Annotated in this window: 23 protein-coding genes; 16 read left to right on the top strand and 7 right to left on the bottom strand. The window is 74.2% G+C overall.

The annotated features are described in order from the left end of the window. Positions 1 to 49: 49 nt before the first annotated feature. The 3 genes from ACFQGL_RS16680 to ACFQGL_RS16670 all read left to right on the top strand — a co-directional run bounded on the left by ACFQGL_RS16680 (position 50) and on the right by ACFQGL_RS16670 (position 2,270). Entirely contained in the window at positions 50 to 790 is a 741-nt protein-coding gene (locus ACFQGL_RS16680) for a GAF and ANTAR domain-containing protein (RefSeq protein WP_377512669.1), read from the top strand. 154 nt (positions 791 to 944) lie between these two features. After that, the gene (locus ACFQGL_RS16675; RefSeq protein ID WP_377512665.1) at positions 945 to 1,436 is read left to right on the top strand and encodes a DUF2231 domain-containing protein; all 492 of its coding nucleotides are present in this window, start codon (positions 945 to 947) and stop codon (positions 1,434 to 1,436) included. A gap of 75 nt (positions 1,437 to 1,511) precedes the next feature. Then, entirely contained in the window at positions 1,512 to 2,270 is a 759-nt protein-coding gene (locus ACFQGL_RS16670; RefSeq protein WP_377512662.1) for a class I SAM-dependent methyltransferase, read from the top strand. A 19-nt stretch (positions 2,271 to 2,289) separates the two neighbouring features. Here ACFQGL_RS16670 and ACFQGL_RS16665 read toward each other — a convergent pair whose 3' ends face one another. Further along, the gene (locus ACFQGL_RS16665) at positions 2,290 to 3,240 is read right to left on the bottom strand and encodes a DUF3500 domain-containing protein (RefSeq protein WP_377512659.1); all 951 of its coding nucleotides are present in this window, start codon (positions 3,238 to 3,240) and stop codon (positions 2,290 to 2,292) included. A gap of 32 nt (positions 3,241 to 3,272) precedes the next feature. Further along, on the bottom strand, positions 3,273 to 3,665 hold the full coding sequence (locus ACFQGL_RS16660; protein WP_377512656.1) for an ankyrin repeat domain-containing protein: 393 nt from the start codon (positions 3,663 to 3,665) through the stop codon (positions 3,273 to 3,275). A 173-nt stretch (positions 3,666 to 3,838) separates the two neighbouring features. Between ACFQGL_RS16660 and ACFQGL_RS16655 the strand changes: the two genes are divergently transcribed. The 13 genes from ACFQGL_RS16655 to ACFQGL_RS16595 all read left to right on the top strand — a co-directional run bounded on the left by ACFQGL_RS16655 (position 3,839) and on the right by ACFQGL_RS16595 (position 11,957). Beyond that, positions 3,839 to 4,294 carry a cysteine dioxygenase gene (locus ACFQGL_RS16655; protein ID WP_377512653.1) on the top strand — a complete coding sequence of 152 codons (456 nt, stop codon included), beginning with the start codon at positions 3,839 to 3,841 and terminating at the stop codon, positions 4,292 to 4,294. A gap of 46 nt (positions 4,295 to 4,340) precedes the next feature. After that, positions 4,341 to 4,829 (top strand): rhodanese-like domain-containing protein, encoded by a 489-nt coding sequence (locus tag ACFQGL_RS16650; RefSeq protein WP_377512651.1) that lies wholly within the window; start codon positions 4,341 to 4,343, stop codon positions 4,827 to 4,829. 50 nt (positions 4,830 to 4,879) lie between these two features. Further along, positions 4,880 to 5,452, top strand: a complete 573-nt coding sequence (locus tag ACFQGL_RS16645; protein WP_377512648.1) for a winged helix-turn-helix domain-containing protein — start codon at positions 4,880 to 4,882, stop codon at positions 5,450 to 5,452. Positions 5,453 to 5,666: 214 nt separating this feature from the next. Further along, positions 5,667 to 6,272: a winged helix-turn-helix domain-containing protein gene (locus tag ACFQGL_RS16640; protein ID WP_377512645.1), complete on the top strand. Its 606-nt coding sequence runs from the start codon at positions 5,667 to 5,669 to the stop codon at positions 6,270 to 6,272. A gap of 160 nt (positions 6,273 to 6,432) precedes the next feature. Next, positions 6,433 to 7,092, top strand: coding sequence for a nucleoside/nucleotide kinase family protein (locus ACFQGL_RS16635; RefSeq protein ID WP_377512642.1), 660 nt, complete (start codon positions 6,433 to 6,435; stop codon positions 7,090 to 7,092). A gap of 146 nt (positions 7,093 to 7,238) precedes the next feature. Beyond that, complete coding sequence (locus tag ACFQGL_RS16630) at positions 7,239 to 7,637, top strand: TraR/DksA family transcriptional regulator (RefSeq protein ID WP_377512640.1); 399 nt, start codon at positions 7,239 to 7,241, stop codon at positions 7,635 to 7,637. 48 nt (positions 7,638 to 7,685) lie between these two features. Further along, positions 7,686 to 8,561 (top strand): DUF72 domain-containing protein, encoded by an 876-nt coding sequence (locus tag ACFQGL_RS16625; RefSeq protein ID WP_377512637.1) that lies wholly within the window; start codon positions 7,686 to 7,688, stop codon positions 8,559 to 8,561. A gap of 38 nt (positions 8,562 to 8,599) precedes the next feature. After that, positions 8,600 to 8,932, top strand: coding sequence for a PadR family transcriptional regulator (locus ACFQGL_RS16620; RefSeq protein ID WP_377512634.1), 333 nt, complete (start codon positions 8,600 to 8,602; stop codon positions 8,930 to 8,932). Then, positions 8,929 to 9,405 (top strand): hypothetical protein, encoded by a 477-nt coding sequence (locus tag ACFQGL_RS16615; RefSeq protein ID WP_377512632.1) that lies wholly within the window; start codon positions 8,929 to 8,931, stop codon positions 9,403 to 9,405. Before ACFQGL_RS16620 ends, ACFQGL_RS16615 begins: the two co-directional genes overlap by 4 nt. Before the next feature lie 108 nt (positions 9,406 to 9,513). Continuing rightward, positions 9,514 to 9,705 (top strand): hypothetical protein, encoded by a 192-nt coding sequence (locus ACFQGL_RS16610; protein WP_377512628.1) that lies wholly within the window; start codon positions 9,514 to 9,516, stop codon positions 9,703 to 9,705. After that, the gene (locus ACFQGL_RS16605; RefSeq protein WP_377512625.1) at positions 9,698 to 10,126 is read left to right on the top strand and encodes a DUF2267 domain-containing protein; all 429 of its coding nucleotides are present in this window, start codon (positions 9,698 to 9,700) and stop codon (positions 10,124 to 10,126) included. The genes ACFQGL_RS16610 and ACFQGL_RS16605 overlap by 8 nt, the downstream gene beginning before the upstream one ends. Positions 10,127 to 10,366: 240 nt before the next feature. Beyond that, positions 10,367 to 10,672, top strand: a complete 306-nt coding sequence (locus tag ACFQGL_RS16600) for a hypothetical protein (protein WP_334629546.1) — start codon at positions 10,367 to 10,369, stop codon at positions 10,670 to 10,672. Between the two features lie 10 nt (positions 10,673 to 10,682). Further along, positions 10,683 to 11,957, top strand: a complete 1,275-nt coding sequence (locus tag ACFQGL_RS16595) for a cupin domain-containing protein (RefSeq protein WP_377512622.1) — start codon at positions 10,683 to 10,685, stop codon at positions 11,955 to 11,957. A gap of 77 nt (positions 11,958 to 12,034) precedes the next feature. Here the strand turns inward: ACFQGL_RS16595 and ACFQGL_RS16590 are convergent, their stop codons facing one another. The 5 genes from ACFQGL_RS16590 to ACFQGL_RS16570 all read right to left on the bottom strand — a co-directional run bounded on the left by ACFQGL_RS16590 (position 12,035) and on the right by ACFQGL_RS16570 (position 17,244). After that, entirely contained in the window at positions 12,035 to 12,703 is a 669-nt protein-coding gene (locus ACFQGL_RS16590; protein ID WP_377512619.1) for a hypothetical protein, read from the bottom strand. After that, complete coding sequence (locus ACFQGL_RS16585) at positions 12,700 to 15,375, bottom strand: FtsK/SpoIIIE domain-containing protein (RefSeq protein WP_377512616.1); 2,676 nt, start codon at positions 15,373 to 15,375, stop codon at positions 12,700 to 12,702. Before ACFQGL_RS16585 ends, ACFQGL_RS16590 begins: the two co-directional genes overlap by 4 nt. Continuing rightward, positions 15,368 to 16,432, bottom strand: a complete 1,065-nt coding sequence (locus ACFQGL_RS16580) for a hypothetical protein (RefSeq protein WP_377512613.1) — start codon at positions 16,430 to 16,432, stop codon at positions 15,368 to 15,370. The genes ACFQGL_RS16585 and ACFQGL_RS16580 overlap by 8 nt, the downstream gene beginning before the upstream one ends. Before the next feature lie 6 nt (positions 16,433 to 16,438). Then, entirely contained in the window at positions 16,439 to 16,699 is a 261-nt protein-coding gene (locus ACFQGL_RS16575; RefSeq protein WP_130400840.1) for a hypothetical protein, read from the bottom strand. Positions 16,700 to 16,851: 152 nt separating this feature from the next. Beyond that, positions 16,852 to 17,244: a PIN domain-containing protein gene (locus tag ACFQGL_RS16570; RefSeq protein WP_377512610.1), complete on the bottom strand. Its 393-nt coding sequence runs from the start codon at positions 17,242 to 17,244 to the stop codon at positions 16,852 to 16,854. Positions 17,245 to 17,299: the final 55 nt, after the last annotated feature.

Raw genomic sequence — 17,299 nt, 5'->3', positions numbered from 1 at the left:
AGACGATGGCAGAGGCGATGACGCCGGCGCGTACGGGGGCCGCGGACCAGTGAATCTTGATACGCGGGAGCCGGTGGTGCAGAGCCTCGGCGTGCTGGAGACTGCCGCGCTGTTGCGCGAGCTGACCGCCGGGCTGATCGCGCTGACCGATTTCGACGAGGCGCTGCTGGCGCTGGTCCGGGTCACCCGGGACGCCGTCGCCGGGGTGCGGTGGTGCGGTTTCACCGCCCTGCGCGCCGGTGAGCCGGCCGGGGTGGCCGCCTCCGACGAACGGATGGCCGGCCTGGACGACCTTCGGCACGGGCCGGACTCGCCGGCGATGAGCGCGATCCGGCGCCGGGAGATGGTCCTCGCCGCCGATCTGTCCGACGAACCGCGCTGGCCGGCCTGGACGGTACGGGCCCGCGACCTCGGCGTACGCGGGGTGATCTCGGCGCCGGTGGACATCGACGACCAGGTGATCGGGGCGATCAACCTGTACGCCGCCGCACCGGACCTGCTCGCCCCGCAGCACCAGCTCACCGCGATGCTGCTCGCCGAGCACGCCGGTCTGCTGCTGGCCGCCGTCCGGAACCGGGGGCGGCAGGTCGCGCTCAGCGGCGAGCGGGACGCCTCGCTGCTGCAGGACGGGGTGGTGGGCCAGGCCGTGGGCGTGATCATGACGCAGCGTGGGTGCACGCCGGCCGAGGCGCTCGACGTGCTGCGTACCGCCGCGTCCTCGCTGGCCATTCCGCTGCGCGAGGTGGCCGAGCGGCTGGTCCGGACGGTCTCCCGGCAACGCGACAACTGACCTGGCTCGGGGTGATCGACTCGATTCGCCGAGTCGATCACGCCGTGGCCGCCGTTTCTGTCGGTGGGTGGCGAGTCGGGCGGTGTCGTTTCGCCGCGACCGGGCTCGGGTAGCACTCTGGTCTTGCGACGTGTGCCGACCTGGGGGAGGACCGATGCAGAGCCGGCTGCGGGTGCAGGGGCACCCGATCCAACCGATGCTGGTGACGTTCCCCTTCGGGCTCTTCGTCAGCGCGACCGTCTTCGACCTCACCGACGTCGCCGGCGGGCCGGTCTTCCTGGGCGAGGTCGGCTACTGGACCGGTGTCGCGGCGCTGTTCGCCGCCGCGCTGACCGTGGTGGCCGGCATGGTCGACCTGTGGGACGTACCCGGTGACCGGACCCGCCGGACCGCGATCGCCTTCAACCTGGTGAACGCGGCGATGGCCGGCATGTTCCTGGTGGCCTGCCTGGTCCGGGCGCACTCCCCGGAGCGCGGCGCGACGGCCGCGATCCTGGTCACCGAGCTCGTCGCGCTGGCCGTGGGCGGAGTCGGCGTACGCCTGGGCGCCCGGCTGATGCGCCAGTTCGACTCCGGCCGGGCCGACGCCGGCAGCCTGGACGCGTTCGCCGCGTCCCCGGTCGACATCGTCCGCCCCCGTCCCTGAGCACGCCCCGGGCCACGGCCGCCCCCGACACAATTCGGTTGCCGGCCGCTGCGCCGGACGGCGAGGCTGGCCGCCATGAGCGCCGAGCGGAACGTGGCCGATCTGATCGCGGAAGGTTCTGCCGCGCCGGTGGACGGCTGGGGTTTCGGCTGGCTGGCCGGCCGGGCCACCGAGGAACGACCACCCTGGGGATACGCCCGGCTGGTCGCCGATCGGATGACGCGCGCCGACACGGCGCTGGACGTGGACACCGGCGGCGGCGAGGTGCTCGCCGAGGTGCCCCGGCCGCCCCGGCTGCTGACGGCGACCGAGGGCTGGCCGCCGAACGTCGAGGTCGCCCGCCGCACCCTGCGTCGGGTCGGCGCGACGGTGGTGGCGGTCGCCCCGGACGCGCCGCTGCCGTTCCGGGACGCCTCGTTCGACCTGGTGGTCAGCCGGCACCCGGTGCGTACCGACTGGGCGGAGACCGCGCGGGTGCTGCGCCCGGGTGGGACGTTCCTGTCCCAGCAGATCGGGCCGGGCACCATGCGCGAGCTGAGCGAGGCGATCCTCGGGCCGTTGCCGCCGCCGGCCCAGCGGCACCCGGAGCGGGCCGTCGCCGCCGCGCGGGCCGTCGGGCTGAACGTGATCGACCTACGCAGGGCCACGCTGCGGGCCGTCTTCACCGACGTCGGCGCGGTGGTGTGGTTCCTGCGCAAGGTGATCTGGACCGTGCCCGGCTTCACCGTGGACCGCTACCGCCCGCAGTTGCACGCCCTGCACCGCCGCATCACCACCGAAGGCCCCTTCGTGGCCCACGCCCAACGCTTCCTCATCGAAGCCACCCACCCCTGACCTCAGTGTTCGACGGGGGTCAGTGGGGGTGGGCGTGGTGGTGGGCGGCCAGGACGTCGGCGCCGAAGTCGCTGGCGGGGCGGCGCAGCACGGTGTGCGCGTGGTTGCCGTCCTCGGTGGTGTTGTCGTACTCGATCAGCAGGTCGTCGCCCTGCACCCGGTAGTAGTGCCGTTGGCCGGGGCGGGTCGGGCCGGCCCAGGCGAAGTGCAGGTGACCGCCGTCGAGCCGGCCCGCCTCGCGTACGGCCAGCTCCGGCGGCAGCCGGTCCAGGTAGAGGGCGACGATCTGGTCGAGCAGCGCGCGGCCGGTGGGACCCAGCCGGTCCGCCGGTACGCCGAGCGGCTCCAGCGGGCCGTCGACCCGCGCGCGGGTGGCGCTGATGATGTCCGCGGGCGCCTCGTCGGCGATGATCGCGGCGGCCCGTCCGGCCGGGCCCAGCGCGTCGAGCAGGGCGTGGGCCAGGTCCTCCTCGATGCCCAGTGGCCGCGAGACGGGGCGGCCGGCGTACCGGACCGTCGCCGGGTTGGCGCCGAAGAAGATCGGCGCGGGGGAGACCTGGTCGTCCACCACGGTCATGGTGACCGACAGGTGGTGCCCCTCCACCCGCCACGCCCAACGGTCGTCGCGCGCCGGGTCGCCGAACACGGCCACCCAGTAGTCACCGCTGTGCCGGCCCCGCCGCCAGCCCTCGGCCCGGTCCAGCACCTCCTCCAGCGCGACGATCGCCATCGCCTGCGCGTACGCCGAGGGGCTCAGCGCGGTGGCCAGCAGCCGGTGCGCGGCCTTGCGCCCGGCAATGTCCAGATCGGCGAGGCAGGCGCCGGGCCGTGGCCGGGGCCGGTACTCCAGCCAGCGGCGCGCGGGCTCGTCGTCGAACGGGTGGACGGCACGGTCGTGGGCGGCCGGATCGAGCGCGGCCAGCAGCGCGGTGCCGGCGGCGCGCATCTGCTCGGGCAGGGGATCTTCCACCGCCCCTGTATACCGGCCCGCCGGGGTCGCCGTCAGCCGGCGCGCAGCAGCTCCGCCATCTCCGGCAGGTCGAAGAACTGTGCGGTCTGCGCCGCCGACGGGTCGCCGTGCGCCGGGTCCGCGCCGGCGGCGAGCAGCGCGCGGACGGCCTCGGCGCTGCTGCGAAAGACCGCGGCGGCCAGCGCGTCCTGACCCCGGTCGTTGGTCCGCGAATGGTCCGCGCCGCGGGCCAGCAGGGCGGCCACGGTGTCCGGCCGGGCGTGGTACGCGGCCAGGATCAGCAGCGTGTCGCCCTTGTCGTTGGTGAGGTTGACCGGCAGGCCGTCGTCGACGTACGCGGCGAGCTCCTGGGTGGAGCCCGCACGGGCGAGGTCGAACATCCGGTGCGCGAATGCCAGCGTCTCGGCGTCGAGTTCCTCGGTCACCGCTCCAGGCTAGTCGCCGCGGCCCTGGTCGGTTGCTCGGCCGGCGCGCGGGTGGACCCGCCGATCCTGCGCTGAGCGGCCGTGTCCCGACAGGTGGAATTACCTACTAAACCTATAGGCTTTACCGGCTAGAGTACGGGGGCACCCCACCGAACGACCCGCGAGGACCAGCCATGAACCACCGCCGCCCGGAGCCGGATCTGCTCGCCATCGCCGCCCGGTGGGCCGACCCGGCCGACTGGCCCGTGGCACTGCGCTTCGACCCTGCCGAGCGCTGGTACGCCCGGCTCGCCGCGGACGCCGACCACGAGGTGTGGGCGCTGAGCTGGCTGCCCGGACAGGGCACCGACCTGCACGATCACGGCGGCTCCGCCGGGGCGTTCCGGGTGGTCGCCGGCGCGCTCACCGAGGAGACGGTCGTCGGAGGCGCGTTGCGTCCCCGCCTGCTGTCCGCTGGCGCCGGCCGCCGGTTCGGCCGTCAGCACGTGCACGTGGTGACCAACCGGGGTGCGGAGCCGGCGGTCAGCGTGCACGTCTACCGGCCGGCGCTGCTCCGGATGACCCGCTACCACCTCGTCGACGGGCAACTGCGGATTGCCGAGGTCGCCGAGGCCGGCCGGTCCTGGTGAGCGCCGACCGGCACGATCAATTCTCTGTCACCGGAAGGATCCGATAATGCAGGTAACCGCCGAGCACTGTCCGGCCCCCGTGCCGCCGCCGGGCTCCCGTGGCATCGACGAGATCCTCGCCGCCGCGCGCGCACGGCTGGACCGGCTCGACCCGGAACGGGCGCACCTTGCGTACCGGGCCGGCGCGTTGCTGGTCGACATCCGACCGGCCGCCCAGCGGGCCGCGCACGGCATCGTGCCGGGCTCGCTCGCGGTCGAGCGCAACGTGCTGGAGTGGCGCTTCGACCCGCGCTGTCCGGCCCGGCTCCCGCAGGCGGTCGACTACGACGTGCCGGTGGTGATCCTCTGCCAGGAGGGCTACACCTCGTCGTTGGCCGCCGCCGCACTGCAGGACATCGGCCTGCACCGGGCGACCGACGTGGCGGGTGGCTTCGCCGCCTGGCGGATCGCCGGCCTGCCGGCCCTCGGCCCGACCCCGATGCACCGCGCGACCCCTCTCGCGTCTCCGGTCACCGCCGGCCAGGCGCGCCGCTGACCCCCACGCCGCACCGGGCGTGGCGGTGTACCGCCATCTCAGGAGGCACCATGTCCGTCGTCGCCATCCCCACGCGCACCTACCCGACGGGTCACCCGGGCCGGGCCGCCGCCGTCCGTCCGCGCACCGGCCCGACCCTGACCATCACCCTCGACCTCGCGCCGGGGCCGATGAGCCCCCGGCTGGCCCGGTTGGTGCAACTGCTCGGTGAGCTGGCCGAGTCGGGGGAGGGGCGGCTGCGCACCGTCGACGACGTCCCGCCGGGGCCGCGTCGGGTCCCGCGCCCCACCATCGGCGAGCCGTCCGCCGAGGAGGGGGAGGCCGACGAGGTACGCATCCTGGCCGGCTCGCGGGTGGTCCGCCGGGGCGACGAGGTGGTCGCGCTGACCCGCATCGAGTACGAGCTGCTGCTGTTCCTGGCCGAGCGGCCCCGGCGGGTCTTCACCCGCCTGCAGCTGCTGTCCAACGTCTGGGGTTACGAGCACGCGGTGGCCCGGACGGTGGACGTGCACGTACGCCGGCTGCGCGCCAAGCTGCCCGGCGCAGAGGTGATCACCACCGTCTACGGGGTGGGATACCGGCTGGGCGACGAGGCGCGGATCAGCGTGGACCGCGGCAACTGAACCGGGCGGGGACCCCCGTATCGGGTCATCTGGGCGACTCTGCTGTAATCATCTGGCTTCGCACGCAGAGCGAGCACTCGGCTCCGATGTGTTCGTCAATTGTCACATTCATGCAACGCAGCCGCCTCTTGACCCTCGCGCGGGCGCCGGGAAACATCGATGAAGCGGCGTCCCGGGCCGTGGGGATATATACCCGGACCAGCCAAGGAGGACCATGTCGGTCAGCCCCGCCTCGTCGCGCGCCGGATGGCATACGTCCCAACCCCCGGTCCCGGGTCGACCCCCGGGCGGCCAGCGTCGCCCGGCCAACACTGCCGCACCCGTGCTCACCGTGACGCTGTCCATCCCGCTCGCCTGCGAGGAGTCGCTGACCCCGGCGGCTCGCCGGCTGCTCGATGCGGCCCGTGAGCTGCTGGAGCGGGGCGAAGGCATGATCACCAGCGTCGTACCGACCGAACGCCGGCCCGACCCGGTGCCGGCCAACCGGGCGGCGAGCCGAGCGCTCAGCCCGACCATCCCGGCCCTGCACATCCTCGCCTCGTCCCGCTCGGTGCTGCGCGACGACGATCCGCTGCCGCTGACCCGGCTGGAATTCGACCTGCTGCTGCACCTGGTCGCGCACCCGCGTCGGGTGTTCACCCGGCTGCAACTGCTCAACGCCGTGTGGGGCTACGAGCATGCCGGCGTGCGTACCGTCGACGTGCACGTCCGCCGGCTGCGCGGCAAGGTCGGGGTGGACGTCCCGTTGGTCACCACCGTCTACGGCGTCGGCTACCGGCTCGCCGACGACGCCCAGGTGACCGTCGACCGCACCGGCTGACCGACGCCACCGGCGCGAGGATCCGCCGGCGGGATCGCGCTCGATCCTGGATCTAGTGGGCATCAGCGCGAGGAAGACCACTGCAACCAGGAAGTAGCACGATCTTGCGCGTGACCGCCCGTCGTGCGGGGACGGCGCGCGGTGGGGGCAGGATGGTGCGGTGCGCATCCGTCCCATCTCGCCCGATCTCCTCGTCACCGAGCTGACCGGCCGGCTGGCCGACGCCGCGGCGCAGGCCGCGACCGCCGCCGGGCCGGCGCGGCTGCGGGTGGCGGTGGACGGCGCCGCCGCCGCCGACCCGGACGCGCTGGCCGCCGCGCTGGTCGACCCGCTGCGCGCCCGGGGCCGCCCGGTGCTGCACGTACGCGCCACCGACTTCCTGCGGTCCGCGTCGCTGCGTTTCGAACTCGGCCGGACCAATCCCGACTCCTACTACGAGAGCTGGGTCGACGAGGCCGGGCTACGCCGGGAGGTGCTCGACCCGGCCGGTCCCGGTGGAAGCGGGCGGTTGCTCCCGTCGCTCTGGGACGCCGCCGCCGACCGGGCCAGCCGCGCCCACTACGTCGACCTGCCACCGGGTGGCGTTGTCCTGGTCAGCGGCGCGCTGCTGCTCGGCGGCGGGCTGCCCTTCGACGTGACCGTCCACCTGGAGCTGTCCCCGGCGGCGCTGCGCCGGCGTACCGGGCCGCCGCTGGAGTGGACCTTGCCGGCCTTCGACCGGTACGCCGAGGAGGTCGTCCCGGCCAGCTTCGCCGACGTGGTGGTACGCGCCGACGACCCCCGCCGCCCCGCGCTCGTGGAGCTCGGTGCCGAGGGCTGAAAATGGCCGGTTTGGTGGACTCCCCGGACGGGTACTCGCCCGGCTCACAGAGCGCGGGTGAACGCCCGTGTACCGGATGTCACCGCGACCGGGTCAGCCGCCGACGGCGTCCCGGTCTACCTTGAGGCCCAGGAAGGCAGGCAGCGATGCTCGTCCACGACAAGGTCGGTACGGGTCGTACCCAGACGGAGATCGACCAGATTCGGCTCTCCCTCCAGGCGCGCTACGACGAACTGTCCGCGGAGTACGAGCAGGCCGTGCTGCAGAGCCAGGTGTTGCGGCTGGTGGAGGTCGGCGACACCGCCGGCGACGACCAGGCCGACAGCGGCACCAAGACGGCCGAGCGGGACACCGCGCAGTCCCTGCTGCGGACCATCCTCGACCGCCGTACCCAGTACGAGCACGCGCTGGGCCGGCTCGCGGAGGGCACCTACGGCTGGTGCGAGGGCTGCTCGGCAGCCATCCCGGTGGAGCGGCTGGAGATCTTCCCGTCCGCGACCACCTGTGTGACCTGCAAGCAGACTCGCGAGCGGCGGGCGGCCTGAGCGACGTCAGCGGTTGCCGGTCGGTCCGGGACGCGATGGACTTGCGCCATGGGTGACATCCTCGTGGGCACCGCGTCCTGGACCGACCGCACGCTGCTGGACTCGGGTTGGTACCCGCAGACCGCGGACACGCCGGAGAAGCGGCTCGCGTACTACGCCCGGCAGTTTCCGCTGGTCGAGGTGGACGCCACCTACTATTCGCCGCCCGCCGAGGCGACCGCCCGGCTGTGGGCCGAGCGCACTCCGGCCGGCTTCACCTTCAACATCAAGGCGTTCAGCCTACTCACCGGGCATCCCACCCGGGTCGGCGCGCTCTACAAGGACCTGCGGCCGGAGACCGACAAGAAGAACGTCTACCCCGACGACCTGCCCGCGCAGGCGTACGAGGAGGTGTGGACGCGCTTCTTGTCCGCGTTGGACCCGCTGGTCGAGGCGGGCAAGCTGGGCGCGTTGCTGTTCCAGTTCCCGCCGTGGTTCACCATCAAGCGGGACAACAAGCAGTACCTGCTGGAGGTGGCGAAGCGCTGCGCGCCGCTGCGGCCGGTCTACGAGTTCCGGCACGCCTCCTGGTTCGACGGCGACAACGCCGACGAGACGCTGAGCTTCCTGCGGGAGCACAGACTGGCGTACGTCTGCGTGGACATGCCGCAGGGGCACCGCTCGTCGCTGCCCCCGGTGCTGGCCGCCACCGCGGACCTCGCGGTGATGCGCTTTCACGGCCACAGCGACAAGTGGACCAGCAAGGACATCCACGAGAAGTTCGGCTACCACTACTCCAAGCGGGAGCTGGCCGACTGGGCGCCGAAGCTGCGCGAGCTGGCCGGCGACGCCGAGCGGACCCACGTCCTGATGAACAACTGCTATCGCGATTACGCGCAGACCAACGGACAACAGTTGGCGGCACTTCTTGCTAAGGACGCGTAGGGGCGGACAGCCTTGTTTCACCTAGGTAGTATCGGTCCATGTCGGATGGACCCGTGCGCATCACCGGCCCACTCCTTGCCGTCCTCGACGCCTTCCTCGCCGCACCGGACCACGAGCTGCACGGCTGGGCGATCATGAAGACGACCAAGCGGTCGGGCCCGACGATCTACAAGATGCTGGAACGGCTCGCCGAGTCGCGGTGGGTGACCTCCCGCTGGGGGGAGAGCACCGAGCCGGGCAAGCCACGCCGTCGCTACTACCGCCTCACCCCGCACGGGGTGCAGAGTGCCCGCACGCTGATCGCCGCGCGGCAGCCGGCGGCCGCACCGCCGGGGCGGCTCGCCCAGACCTACGGCCGGTGGGCGACATGACCGGGTGGGATGTCGCCGCGAGCTTCGCCGCGGTCCAGCGGTGGGCCGCCCGGCGGATGGTTCGCTGGGCCGCGTACCGCTGGACCGCGGACCCAGACATCGCTGCGGGGTACGCCGAGGAGTGGGCCGCGATCGTGCAGGAGCGGCCGGGCAAGATCCTGCAGCTCGGCACCGCCGGTCGGTTCGCCGTCGGGGCTGTCCTGCGGGCCGTCGCACGGTCCGCGAACAGGATGGCCCGCCGGTCGGTCGTCGTCCGGCGTCCCTCGCGGGGCCTCGTCGGCGGCCTGGCGCAGTGGATGGCGATGCTGACGGTGATCGCCTTCGGATACGCGCAGAGGGCGTCCACCTTCCATCTCGTACTGCTCGTGATCCTGCCGGTCATCGTGCTGAAGATCGGCCTGCCGCTGCTCCGGAAGCGGCGCGCCAGGAAGGCGGACGAAGTCGGCGCTCAGCGGAACCGGCGGATCCCCTAGCTCACCCGATCGGGGTGAGGTCGCCTCACCCGGCCGAGCGGCAGGGTGGACGGGTGCGCGCGGCTCCGGACACGGCCCGCGCGCCCGACCGACACGGAGGTGACGGGGATGACGGTTCGACTGGTGGCTGATCGACGGCGTGGCGCCGTCCTGCACGTGGTCGGCACGGCCGACGACGCCCGCCGCGCGGCGCAGGGTGGTCCGAGCCCGGTGCGGGCCCGACGAGGTCCGGTGGGCCCGCCGCGCCGCGACGACGAGCGACGATGGGAAACCCCGGAGCGGGGGTCGACCGATGGCTGACCAGCTGATCTCGGTGTTCGACTCCTCGCTGGACAAGACCAACGTGATCCTCAAGGACATCGAGGCCGCGTACGGCTGGCCGAAGGAACGGCGCAACCAGTCGTACGCGGCGCTGCGCACGGTCCTGCACCTGCTGCGTGACCGGCTGGCGGTGAACGAGAGCGTGGAGTTCGCCCAGCAGTTGCCGGTGCTGGTCCGGGGGATCTACTTCGACGGCTGGAACCCGTCGGACGTCCCGATCAAGCTGAACCGGGACGACTTCCTCTACGAGGTCCGCCAGGGTTTCCCGTACGACGTCCAGGGCGGGCCGGAGCGGGTGGCCCAGGTGGTGCTGGACACCCTGCGCCGGCACGTGACCCAGGGCGAGTGGCAGGACGTGAAGGCCACCATGCCCAAGGACCTGGCCCAGATGCTGCCCTGACCCGCGCGCCCGCCCGGTCGCCGCCGGGCGGGCGGGAACGCCAGAGATCTTGGACAGTTACCGTCGTCGGCTGACGGTAACTGTCCAAGATTTCCTCACGTCAGGTCGCCGCGAGTGAAGTGCCGGTGTCGTCCCGATCCGGCGTCTACGGTGTGGGTTAGAGAAGATCGCGCGTGGGGTACCACCCGCTGCACGACGGACCCCGGCGTACGGCGGGGCGGCACATCCGAGGGAGTACCGATGGCACTCAACGATGACGACATGCAGACCACGGGCGGCGGCGGCCTCGAGGGCCCGGCTGACGGCGGTGCGACCCCGGGTCACCAGGATGGTGGCGCCGACGGTGGCGCGGAGGGTCCCGCTGACGGCGGTGCGACCCCGGGTCACCAGGATGGTGGCGCCGACGGTGGCGCGGAGGGTCCGGCCGACGGCGGTGCGACCCCGGGTCACCAGGATGGTGGCGCCGACGGTGGCGCGGAGGGTCCGGCCGACGGCGGTGCGACCCCGGGTCACCAGGACGGTGGCGCCGACGGCAGCGCCCGGTAGCGGTGCCCTCGTGACGCAATTCGACCCGCCGGGCGGCCACGGCCGCCCGGCGGTTCCGTCCCCGAGCGCCGCCGCGGCGCTGGCCCGCTGCGTCTGCGTCGAACCGGCCAAGTTCGCCGCCGCGCACTGGGGCCACACCCCGCTGCTGTCCCGTGCCGCCGAACTGCCCGACCCGGCCGGCTTCACCGACCTGTTCAGCCCCACCGACGCCGACGAACTGCTCAGCCGGCGCGGTCTGCGTACCCCATTCCTGCGGGTCGCCAAGGACGGCCAGTTGGTGCCGGCGGCGCGCTGGACCGGCGGTGGCGGCGCCGGTGCCGAGATCGGCGACCAGGTGCTCGACGAGCGGATCCTGGAGCAGTACGCCGACGGGGCCACCCTGGTGCTCCAGGGCCTGCACCGGATCTGGCCGCCGCTGGTCGACTTCGCCCGCGACCTGGGTCTCGCGCTGAGCCAACCGCTGCAGATCAACGCCTACCTCACCCCGGCGGGCAGTCAGGGCTTCGCCACCCACTACGACACCCACGACGTGTTCGTGCTCCAGGTCGACGGTCGCAAGCACTGGCGGATCCACCCGCCGGTGCTGCCCGACCCGCTGGAGAAGCAGACCTGGGGTGGTCGCGCCGACGAGGTCACCGCCACCGCGCAGGGCCCGGCCGCGCTGGACGTGGTGCTCGCCCCCGGTGACGCTCTCTACCTGCCGCGCGGCTGGCTGCACAGCGCGCAGGCGCAGGACGCCAGTTCGCTGCACCTGACCGTGGGCATCCGCGCGCTGACCCGGTACGCCCTGGTCGAGGAGCTGCTCGCGCTTGCCGCCGAGGACCAGCGGCTGCGCGCCGGCCTGCCGTTCGGCACCGACGTGGCCGACCCGGACGCCATCGAGCCGGAGCTGACCGAGACGGTGGAGGCGCTGCGGGACTGGCTGCTGCGCGCCGACCCGAGCGCCGTGGCGGCGCGGCTGCGGCAGCGCGCGTGGCCGGCGGCCCGGCCGGCGCCGATCCGGCCGCTCGCCCAGGCCGGCGCGTTGGCCGCACTGGACGCCGACTCCCGGCTCACCCTGCGCCCCGGGCTGCGCTGGCAGCTCGTACCGCACGACGGGGACAAGGTGGCGCTGCGGCTGTTCGATCGGACCATCACGCTGCCGGCCGACTGCGAGCCGGCGGTCCGTGCCCTGCTCAGCGGCACCGAAACCCGGGTCGGTGACCTGCCCGGCCTGCCGGACGACGCCGACCGGGTCACCCTGGCCCGCCGGCTGCTGCGCGAGGCCGTCCTGGTCCCGGCCTAGCGGCGGTGATCAAGAGGTTTGCGTCAGAAAGCGCCCCGCCGGTGCCGCAAACCTCTTGATCACCGGACCAACGACGGTCAGCGGGTGAGCACCAGCAGCAGCGCGGTGGCGAGCAGGCCGGCGCCGAGCACCACGGTGATCGGCCGGGGGCCGAGCATCGCGTGCCGGCGGTCGGCCAGAACCCGCGCCGGCACCAGGCCGATCAACGGCCCGAGCAGGGTCACCACCAGGGCCAGCACCGGCATCCCGACCGCCAGGTCGCCGCCGTACCCGACGCCGAGTGCCCGGGCGCCGGCTCCCAGCGCGTACGCCAGCACGGCCCCGCCCACCCCGCAGAGCGCCAACAGCGGATTCACCGAGCCCGGCAGCTCGCCCGGCTGCCCGGCACGCTCCAGCAGGTCCCGGGCCCGCCCGAGCAGCAGGACCGGATCGGTGGCCCCGTTGCCGTTCGCCGGTGCGGGCGGGCCACCGAGGCGGCGCGCACCGGAACCGAGGCGCAGCCGTAGCTGCTGCCACAGGTGCGCCACTTCGGCGTCCACCAGTTCCTGCTGCTCGCGGGCGGCGACCAGCTCCTCCTCGGCCCGCTGGACCTGATCGGTGGCGTCCGCGACGGCCCGGTCGGCGGCGGCACACTGCCGGTCGTACCAGGTGTGCGCCTCGGCGCGCTGCTCGCGGACCCGGGCAGTCACCTCGGCCAACCGCCGCAGGTGCGCCGCGTACGTGTCACTGGCCACGGGTTCGTTCATCGGGACGGTCCATAGGGGATGATCACCTGACCGGTGCGGTGCACCGCCCGGTCGAAGAAGAGTCCCCGCCACGGTCGGGGATACCAGTCCGGGCCGCCGGTGCCCGGGTAGAGCGAGGCGCCCAGTTCACCGCCGTGCGCGTCCAACGCCACCCAGGCCCCGATCTGGTCGGTACGCGCGGCCGGCCCGCCCAGATCCGCGCGCATCCGGGCCACCCCCCGCCACCAGGCCAGCACGTGGGTACGCCGTTCCGGCCCGTCGTGCAGGATCCGGCGCAGCTGCTCCAGGCCGGTCCGCCGGCCCGCCCGCGCGGCGAGCGTGCCGGCCGCCGCGTCCACCGCGAACAGCAGCAGGTAGTGCGGGCTGCCCGGGCCGCTGAGCCCGTCGGCCGTCTCGGCCATCAACTCGCCGACCGTCTCGTCGTCGTACCAGGCGGCGTCGTCGGCCAGGTCGTCGTAGAGGGTGCGGGCGATCGGGTCGGCGTCCGGGTCGAGGCAGGCGATGGAGTAGCGGGCCGTGCCCGGCGGGTGTTGGCGGGCCAGCGACCGGGCCGCCGCGTCCAGTACCGCGCACGCCTCGTCCACCCGGGTGCCCAGCACCGCGAGGTTGCGGCCGGGGGCGCGCGGCAGCCGTAGCGCGGCCGAGCGGGACTGTACGTCGATGATCTCGCCGAGCAGCGCCACCGGGCCGCGCGGCGCGTTCCCGTCCGGCGGCGCGGCGAGCGCCCGGAAGTCCGGGGCCTCGGTCAGCCGGGGGATCGCGTCGCCGTCGAAGAGTCGGGCCGGCGCGGCGTCGGCCGGGCGCATCCGCCACAACCGGTTCTGCAGCCCGCTCCAGGTCTCCCAGTCGCTGGCCGACGGGATCCGGGCGACCTCGTTGCCCTCCGCCATGCCCGACTCGGCGTTGACCACCGCGTGCCAGCGGGGCAGCGACTGCGCCGCGTCGTTGCGCTCGGCGAGGATCCGCAACGCCTTGGGCAGCGCGATGCGCAGGGTGAACTGGGCGACCAGCGCCGGGCGGCCCCACAGCGCCTCGATGCCCCGTACGTCCTGGGAGGCGAGCACGAGGTGGATGCCCTGCGACCGGCCCCGCCGGGCCAGGTCCTCCAGCAGGTCGGCCGCCTCCCGGGCGACCACGTCCCGCCCGGCCAGCAGCATCTGGAACTCGTCGACCACCGCGACGATGCGGGGCCAGTGCCCGGTCGGGTCGACCGCGCGCAGCTCGGCCAGCTTGGTCACCTCGTGCTTCTTGGCCGCGTCGGCCCGTCGGCGCAGCTCCTCGGTGAGGAAGCGCAGCAGCGCCAGCCCGAACTCCCGGTCGGTGTTGACGTTGATGCCGACCAGGCGCATGTGCGGCAGCCAACTCGGGTCGCGCCGGCCCTGCGCGAACCGGGCGAAGGACACCCCCTCCTTGAAGTCCAGCAGGTAGAACTCCAGCTCGGCGGGGGAGTAGCGGGATGCCAGCGCGCCGATCCAGGCGAAGATCAGGTTGGTCTTGCCGGTGCCGGACGGCCCACCGATCAACGCGTGCGGCGGATAGTCGCCGAGCGTCAGCCGTACCGGCCGGCCGTGCGGCCCTTCGCCGATCGGGGCGGTCAGCCCGCCGCTGGAATCCTCGCGCCACATCAGCTCCGGCGGCGGCAGCAGATCCTCGAACGGGGTCGGCGGTGGGCCGGCGTTCACCTGGGCCGCAATCTCCCGGCAGGTCTCGGTGACCAGCGCCGCCGGTGGCGGTGGGTCCAGCCGGACCGGCAGGCCGGACGGGCCACCGATGAGGGCACTCGACGCCTCGGCCACCACCCGGGTCACCGTCGGGTCCTCCGGCAGCGGTACGCCGCGGACCACCAGGTGCACCCCGCAGGCGGCGCCGGCCCGCACCACCCGGTCCAACTGCCCGCGCTCGTGCCGGTTCAGCTCGTCGCCGCCGAGCAGCACCGCCACCCGCCACGGCTCGGGGCGGCGGCCGGTCGCCGCGGCCAGCTCCCGCAGCGACCCGTACTCGCCGGCCAGCACGGTCTCGTTGATCCGGCGGATCTGCTCGACCAGGTCGTCGAGCAGCGGGCCCAGCCCGCCCGGGCCGACGAAGGTGAGCAGCCCGGCCGTGCCCAGCGGGGCGAACCCGGCGAGGCCGCCGCCGAGGTGCTCCGGGTCGTACCCGATCAGTCGTACCGCCCCTGGGTCGGCGCGGCCGACGGCCCGCAGCAGCAGTGCGGACACCACCGCGTCGCTGCCGCCGCGGTCGGCGCCGGCCAGGTGGACGTGCCCGGCGTCGAGTAGCGGCACGAGTGCGGGCACCGGTTCGACGCCGTCGATCCGGACCGTGCCGACGCGCAGTGACCCGGGCGGCTCGGCCCGGCGGGTGGGCGTGGGCGTCCACCCCGGCCAGTCGGCGCCCGCGCAGCCGGGTGCCTCCCGGCGGGCGGCGTCCGCCGCGTGCCGGGCCAGCTCGGTGATCCGGGTGGCGTGCCGGCCGTCGATCTCGGCCAGCCGACGGTCCCGCTGGGCGCCCACCCGCTCCGGTACGGCGGAGGCCGCCCGCCGTACCCGGGCCAGCCGCTCCCGACCGGCGGTCAGCTCGGCCTGTGCGGCGGAGAGCCGGGTACGGGTGGCGCCCAGCGCCTCGGCGAGGGTGTCCCGGACCCGGGTGGCCAGTTGGCCGCGCCGGTCAGCCATCGGAGCCCCGGCGTCGTGGCGGTGCTGGGGCGTCGCGCCACGGGCTGCCCGTTCGCGGCGGCAGCGCGCCGGCGCGCTGTTGCGTCGTGCCGGCGGACGGTTGGGCCGCCGAGCCCGGCCGCTGGGGTGGGCCGGGCCGCTGCGGCGGGCGCTGCGGGGTCGTGTCGCGCCGCTGGGTCGTGGCGCTCGGCTCGGCGCTGCCGACGGGCTGCGGGCCGGTGCTCGCGGGCAGGTCCCGGCCGAGCCGGGCGAGCAGCAGCCCGGTCGCCACGCCGGCCGTCACCGCGGAGTCCGCGGCGTGCGGTGGCTCGCCGGAGCCGCGCGGCGGGGGCATCCGGCACACCCGGGTCAGCAGCGTCTCCAGCACCGGCGGCGGCAGCCCGGGCAGCAGGTCCCGGACCCGCCCGTCCAGCTCCCCGCGCAGCCGTCCGAGGTCGGTGGCGCGTGGTGGATGCCCCAGCAGCTCACCGGCCAGCTCGCGCAGCAGCGGCGGTGCCAGCGCCGCCATGCCCAACCCCACGTCGGCCGGTGCCCGGCGCAGCTCGGTACGCAGCCGGTCCCGATCGCCGGCGCGTACGCCGCGTACCACCCGGCGCAGCAGCTCCTGGGAGTCGTCCACCCGCTCGTCGGGCTCGTCGGCGCCGCCGTCCCGCCCGCCGGTCAACTCCGTTACCCGTACCGACCACCAGCGGCGCAGCCGGACCTGCTCGGCCGGCTCCGGCGCCAGGGCGGTCGGGCCGGCCGTCGGTGGCGCGTCGTGCCGCGGTTCGCGTTGCTGCGGGCGGGGCGGTGCTGCGCCGTCCGCGGCCAGACCGATCGCGACCAGGTACGCCGACAGCTGCTCCTGCGCCACCCGTAGCGCATAGCCGGCGGTTTCGGCGTGCTCGGTGGCGGCGGACAGCTCGGGCACCCCCATCGGGTTGGCCGACTCCTGGCGTACCCACCGCAGCCGCTCCGCGGCCAGGCCGAACTTCTCCAGCGCCTGCCCGAGCAGGCCCACCGGGAACTCCTCGCTGGCGGCACGGATCTGCCCACCGACGTCCTCGATGATGGACATGCCGGCCTACAGGGTGGCGACGTAGAGCTGCGCCTGCTCCACCGCGACAAGTGTCGCGGCGAGACATTCCTCCAGCTCCTGGCTGGCCTGGGTCAGTGACGCCTGGGCCGCCTCGACCGTCTCGTGCCCGCTGCCCTCCAACGCGCCGGCCAGGGTCTGCTGCGCCTCGGACAGCTTCTCACCGGCCGCCTGCACGGCTGTCTGCCCGTCCCCGATCTGTTGGAGGGCGACATCGATGGCAGCCTTCAGCTCGGCGACGCTCGCCACGGCGGAACCTCCTGGGGGCGGGGAGGTCTTAATTAGAGCCTATCGGCGTCCGTCGGAGAACATCCGCCCTGTCGGTGTTCCTGCCCGGGTGTCCGGAAGCCTCCCCGAAGTGCCGGGAGTCCGTTCTGTGGGAGTCCCGACGCGAAGACTTCTCAATTGTTGGCGGGTGCCTCGCGCAGCCAGCGCGGCCCGTACACCTCGGCGCCCAGGGCGGTGACCCGCTCGCGCAGCTCCCGGTCGGCGGTGACCACGAGCCGGCGGCGCTCGGGGGCGGCGGCCACCAACTCGACGATGGAGTCGTCCCCGGAGCCGGCGGCGGAGACCACCCGGACCCCGGGAGTGCCCGGCACGTCCCGTGCGGCTCCCTCCAGCACCAGTACGACCTCGACCGGGGCGGTCAGCCTGGCCGGCAGCCCGGCGGCGCCCACCGGCGCCAGCGAGTCACGCAGCCGGGCGGCGGCCCCGGCCCGGTCCCGCCACCACCCGTCGGGGCGGGAGCCCACGACGTTCGCGCCGTCCACGATCAGTAACGGGGTCTCATCCATGCGGTCAGCCTGCCACCGTTCGCCGGTGCCGGCCGTACGCCACTCCCAGGGCCGC

Source organism: Micromonospora vulcania (assembly GCF_042658605.1).
Classification (GTDB): Bacteria; Actinomycetota; Actinomycetes; order Mycobacteriales; family Micromonosporaceae; genus Micromonospora; species Micromonospora vulcania.
Note: the sequence above shows the minus strand (reverse complement) of the source record. Positions and strands in the feature narration are given on the sequence as shown.

Bases quoted from the DNA above. Each gene is read 5' to 3' on its own strand.
- ACFQGL_RS16675 (WP_377512665.1), top strand. From the start codon at position 945: ATGCAGAGCCGGCTGCGGGTGCAGGGGCACCCGATCCAACCGATGCTG.
- ACFQGL_RS16670 (WP_377512662.1), top strand. From the start codon at position 1,512: ATGAGCGCCGAGCGGAACGTGGCCGATCTGATCGCGGAAGGTTCTGCC.
- ACFQGL_RS16655 (WP_377512653.1), top strand. From the start codon at position 3,839: ATGAACCACCGCCGCCCGGAGCCGGATCTGCTCGCCATCGCCGCCCGG.
- ACFQGL_RS16650 (WP_377512651.1), top strand. From the start codon at position 4,341: ATGCAGGTAACCGCCGAGCACTGTCCGGCCCCCGTGCCGCCGCCGGGC.
- ACFQGL_RS16645 (WP_377512648.1), top strand. From the start codon at position 4,880: ATGTCCGTCGTCGCCATCCCCACGCGCACCTACCCGACGGGTCACCCG.
- ACFQGL_RS16640 (WP_377512645.1), top strand. From the start codon at position 5,667: ATGTCGGTCAGCCCCGCCTCGTCGCGCGCCGGATGGCATACGTCCCAA.
- ACFQGL_RS16630 (WP_377512640.1), top strand. From the start codon at position 7,239: ATGCTCGTCCACGACAAGGTCGGTACGGGTCGTACCCAGACGGAGATC.
- ACFQGL_RS16625 (WP_377512637.1), top strand. From the start codon at position 7,686: ATGGGTGACATCCTCGTGGGCACCGCGTCCTGGACCGACCGCACGCTG.
- ACFQGL_RS16620 (WP_377512634.1), top strand. From the start codon at position 8,600: ATGTCGGATGGACCCGTGCGCATCACCGGCCCACTCCTTGCCGTCCTC.
- ACFQGL_RS16615 (WP_377512632.1), top strand. From the start codon at position 8,929: ATGACCGGGTGGGATGTCGCCGCGAGCTTCGCCGCGGTCCAGCGGTGG.
- ACFQGL_RS16610 (WP_377512628.1), top strand. From the start codon at position 9,514: ATGACGGTTCGACTGGTGGCTGATCGACGGCGTGGCGCCGTCCTGCAC.
- ACFQGL_RS16605 (WP_377512625.1), top strand. From the start codon at position 9,698: ATGGCTGACCAGCTGATCTCGGTGTTCGACTCCTCGCTGGACAAGACC.
- ACFQGL_RS16600 (WP_334629546.1), top strand. From the start codon at position 10,367: ATGGCACTCAACGATGACGACATGCAGACCACGGGCGGCGGCGGCCTC.
- ACFQGL_RS16590 (WP_377512619.1), bottom strand. From the start codon at position 12,703: ATGAACGAACCCGTGGCCAGTGACACGTACGCGGCGCACCTGCGGCGG.
- ACFQGL_RS16585 (WP_377512616.1), bottom strand. From the start codon at position 15,375: ATGGCTGACCGGCGCGGCCAACTGGCCACCCGGGTCCGGGACACCCTC.
- ACFQGL_RS16580 (WP_377512613.1), bottom strand. From the start codon at position 16,432: ATGTCCATCATCGAGGACGTCGGTGGGCAGATCCGTGCCGCCAGCGAG.
- ACFQGL_RS16570 (WP_377512610.1), bottom strand. From the start codon at position 17,244: ATGGATGAGACCCCGTTACTGATCGTGGACGGCGCGAACGTCGTGGGC.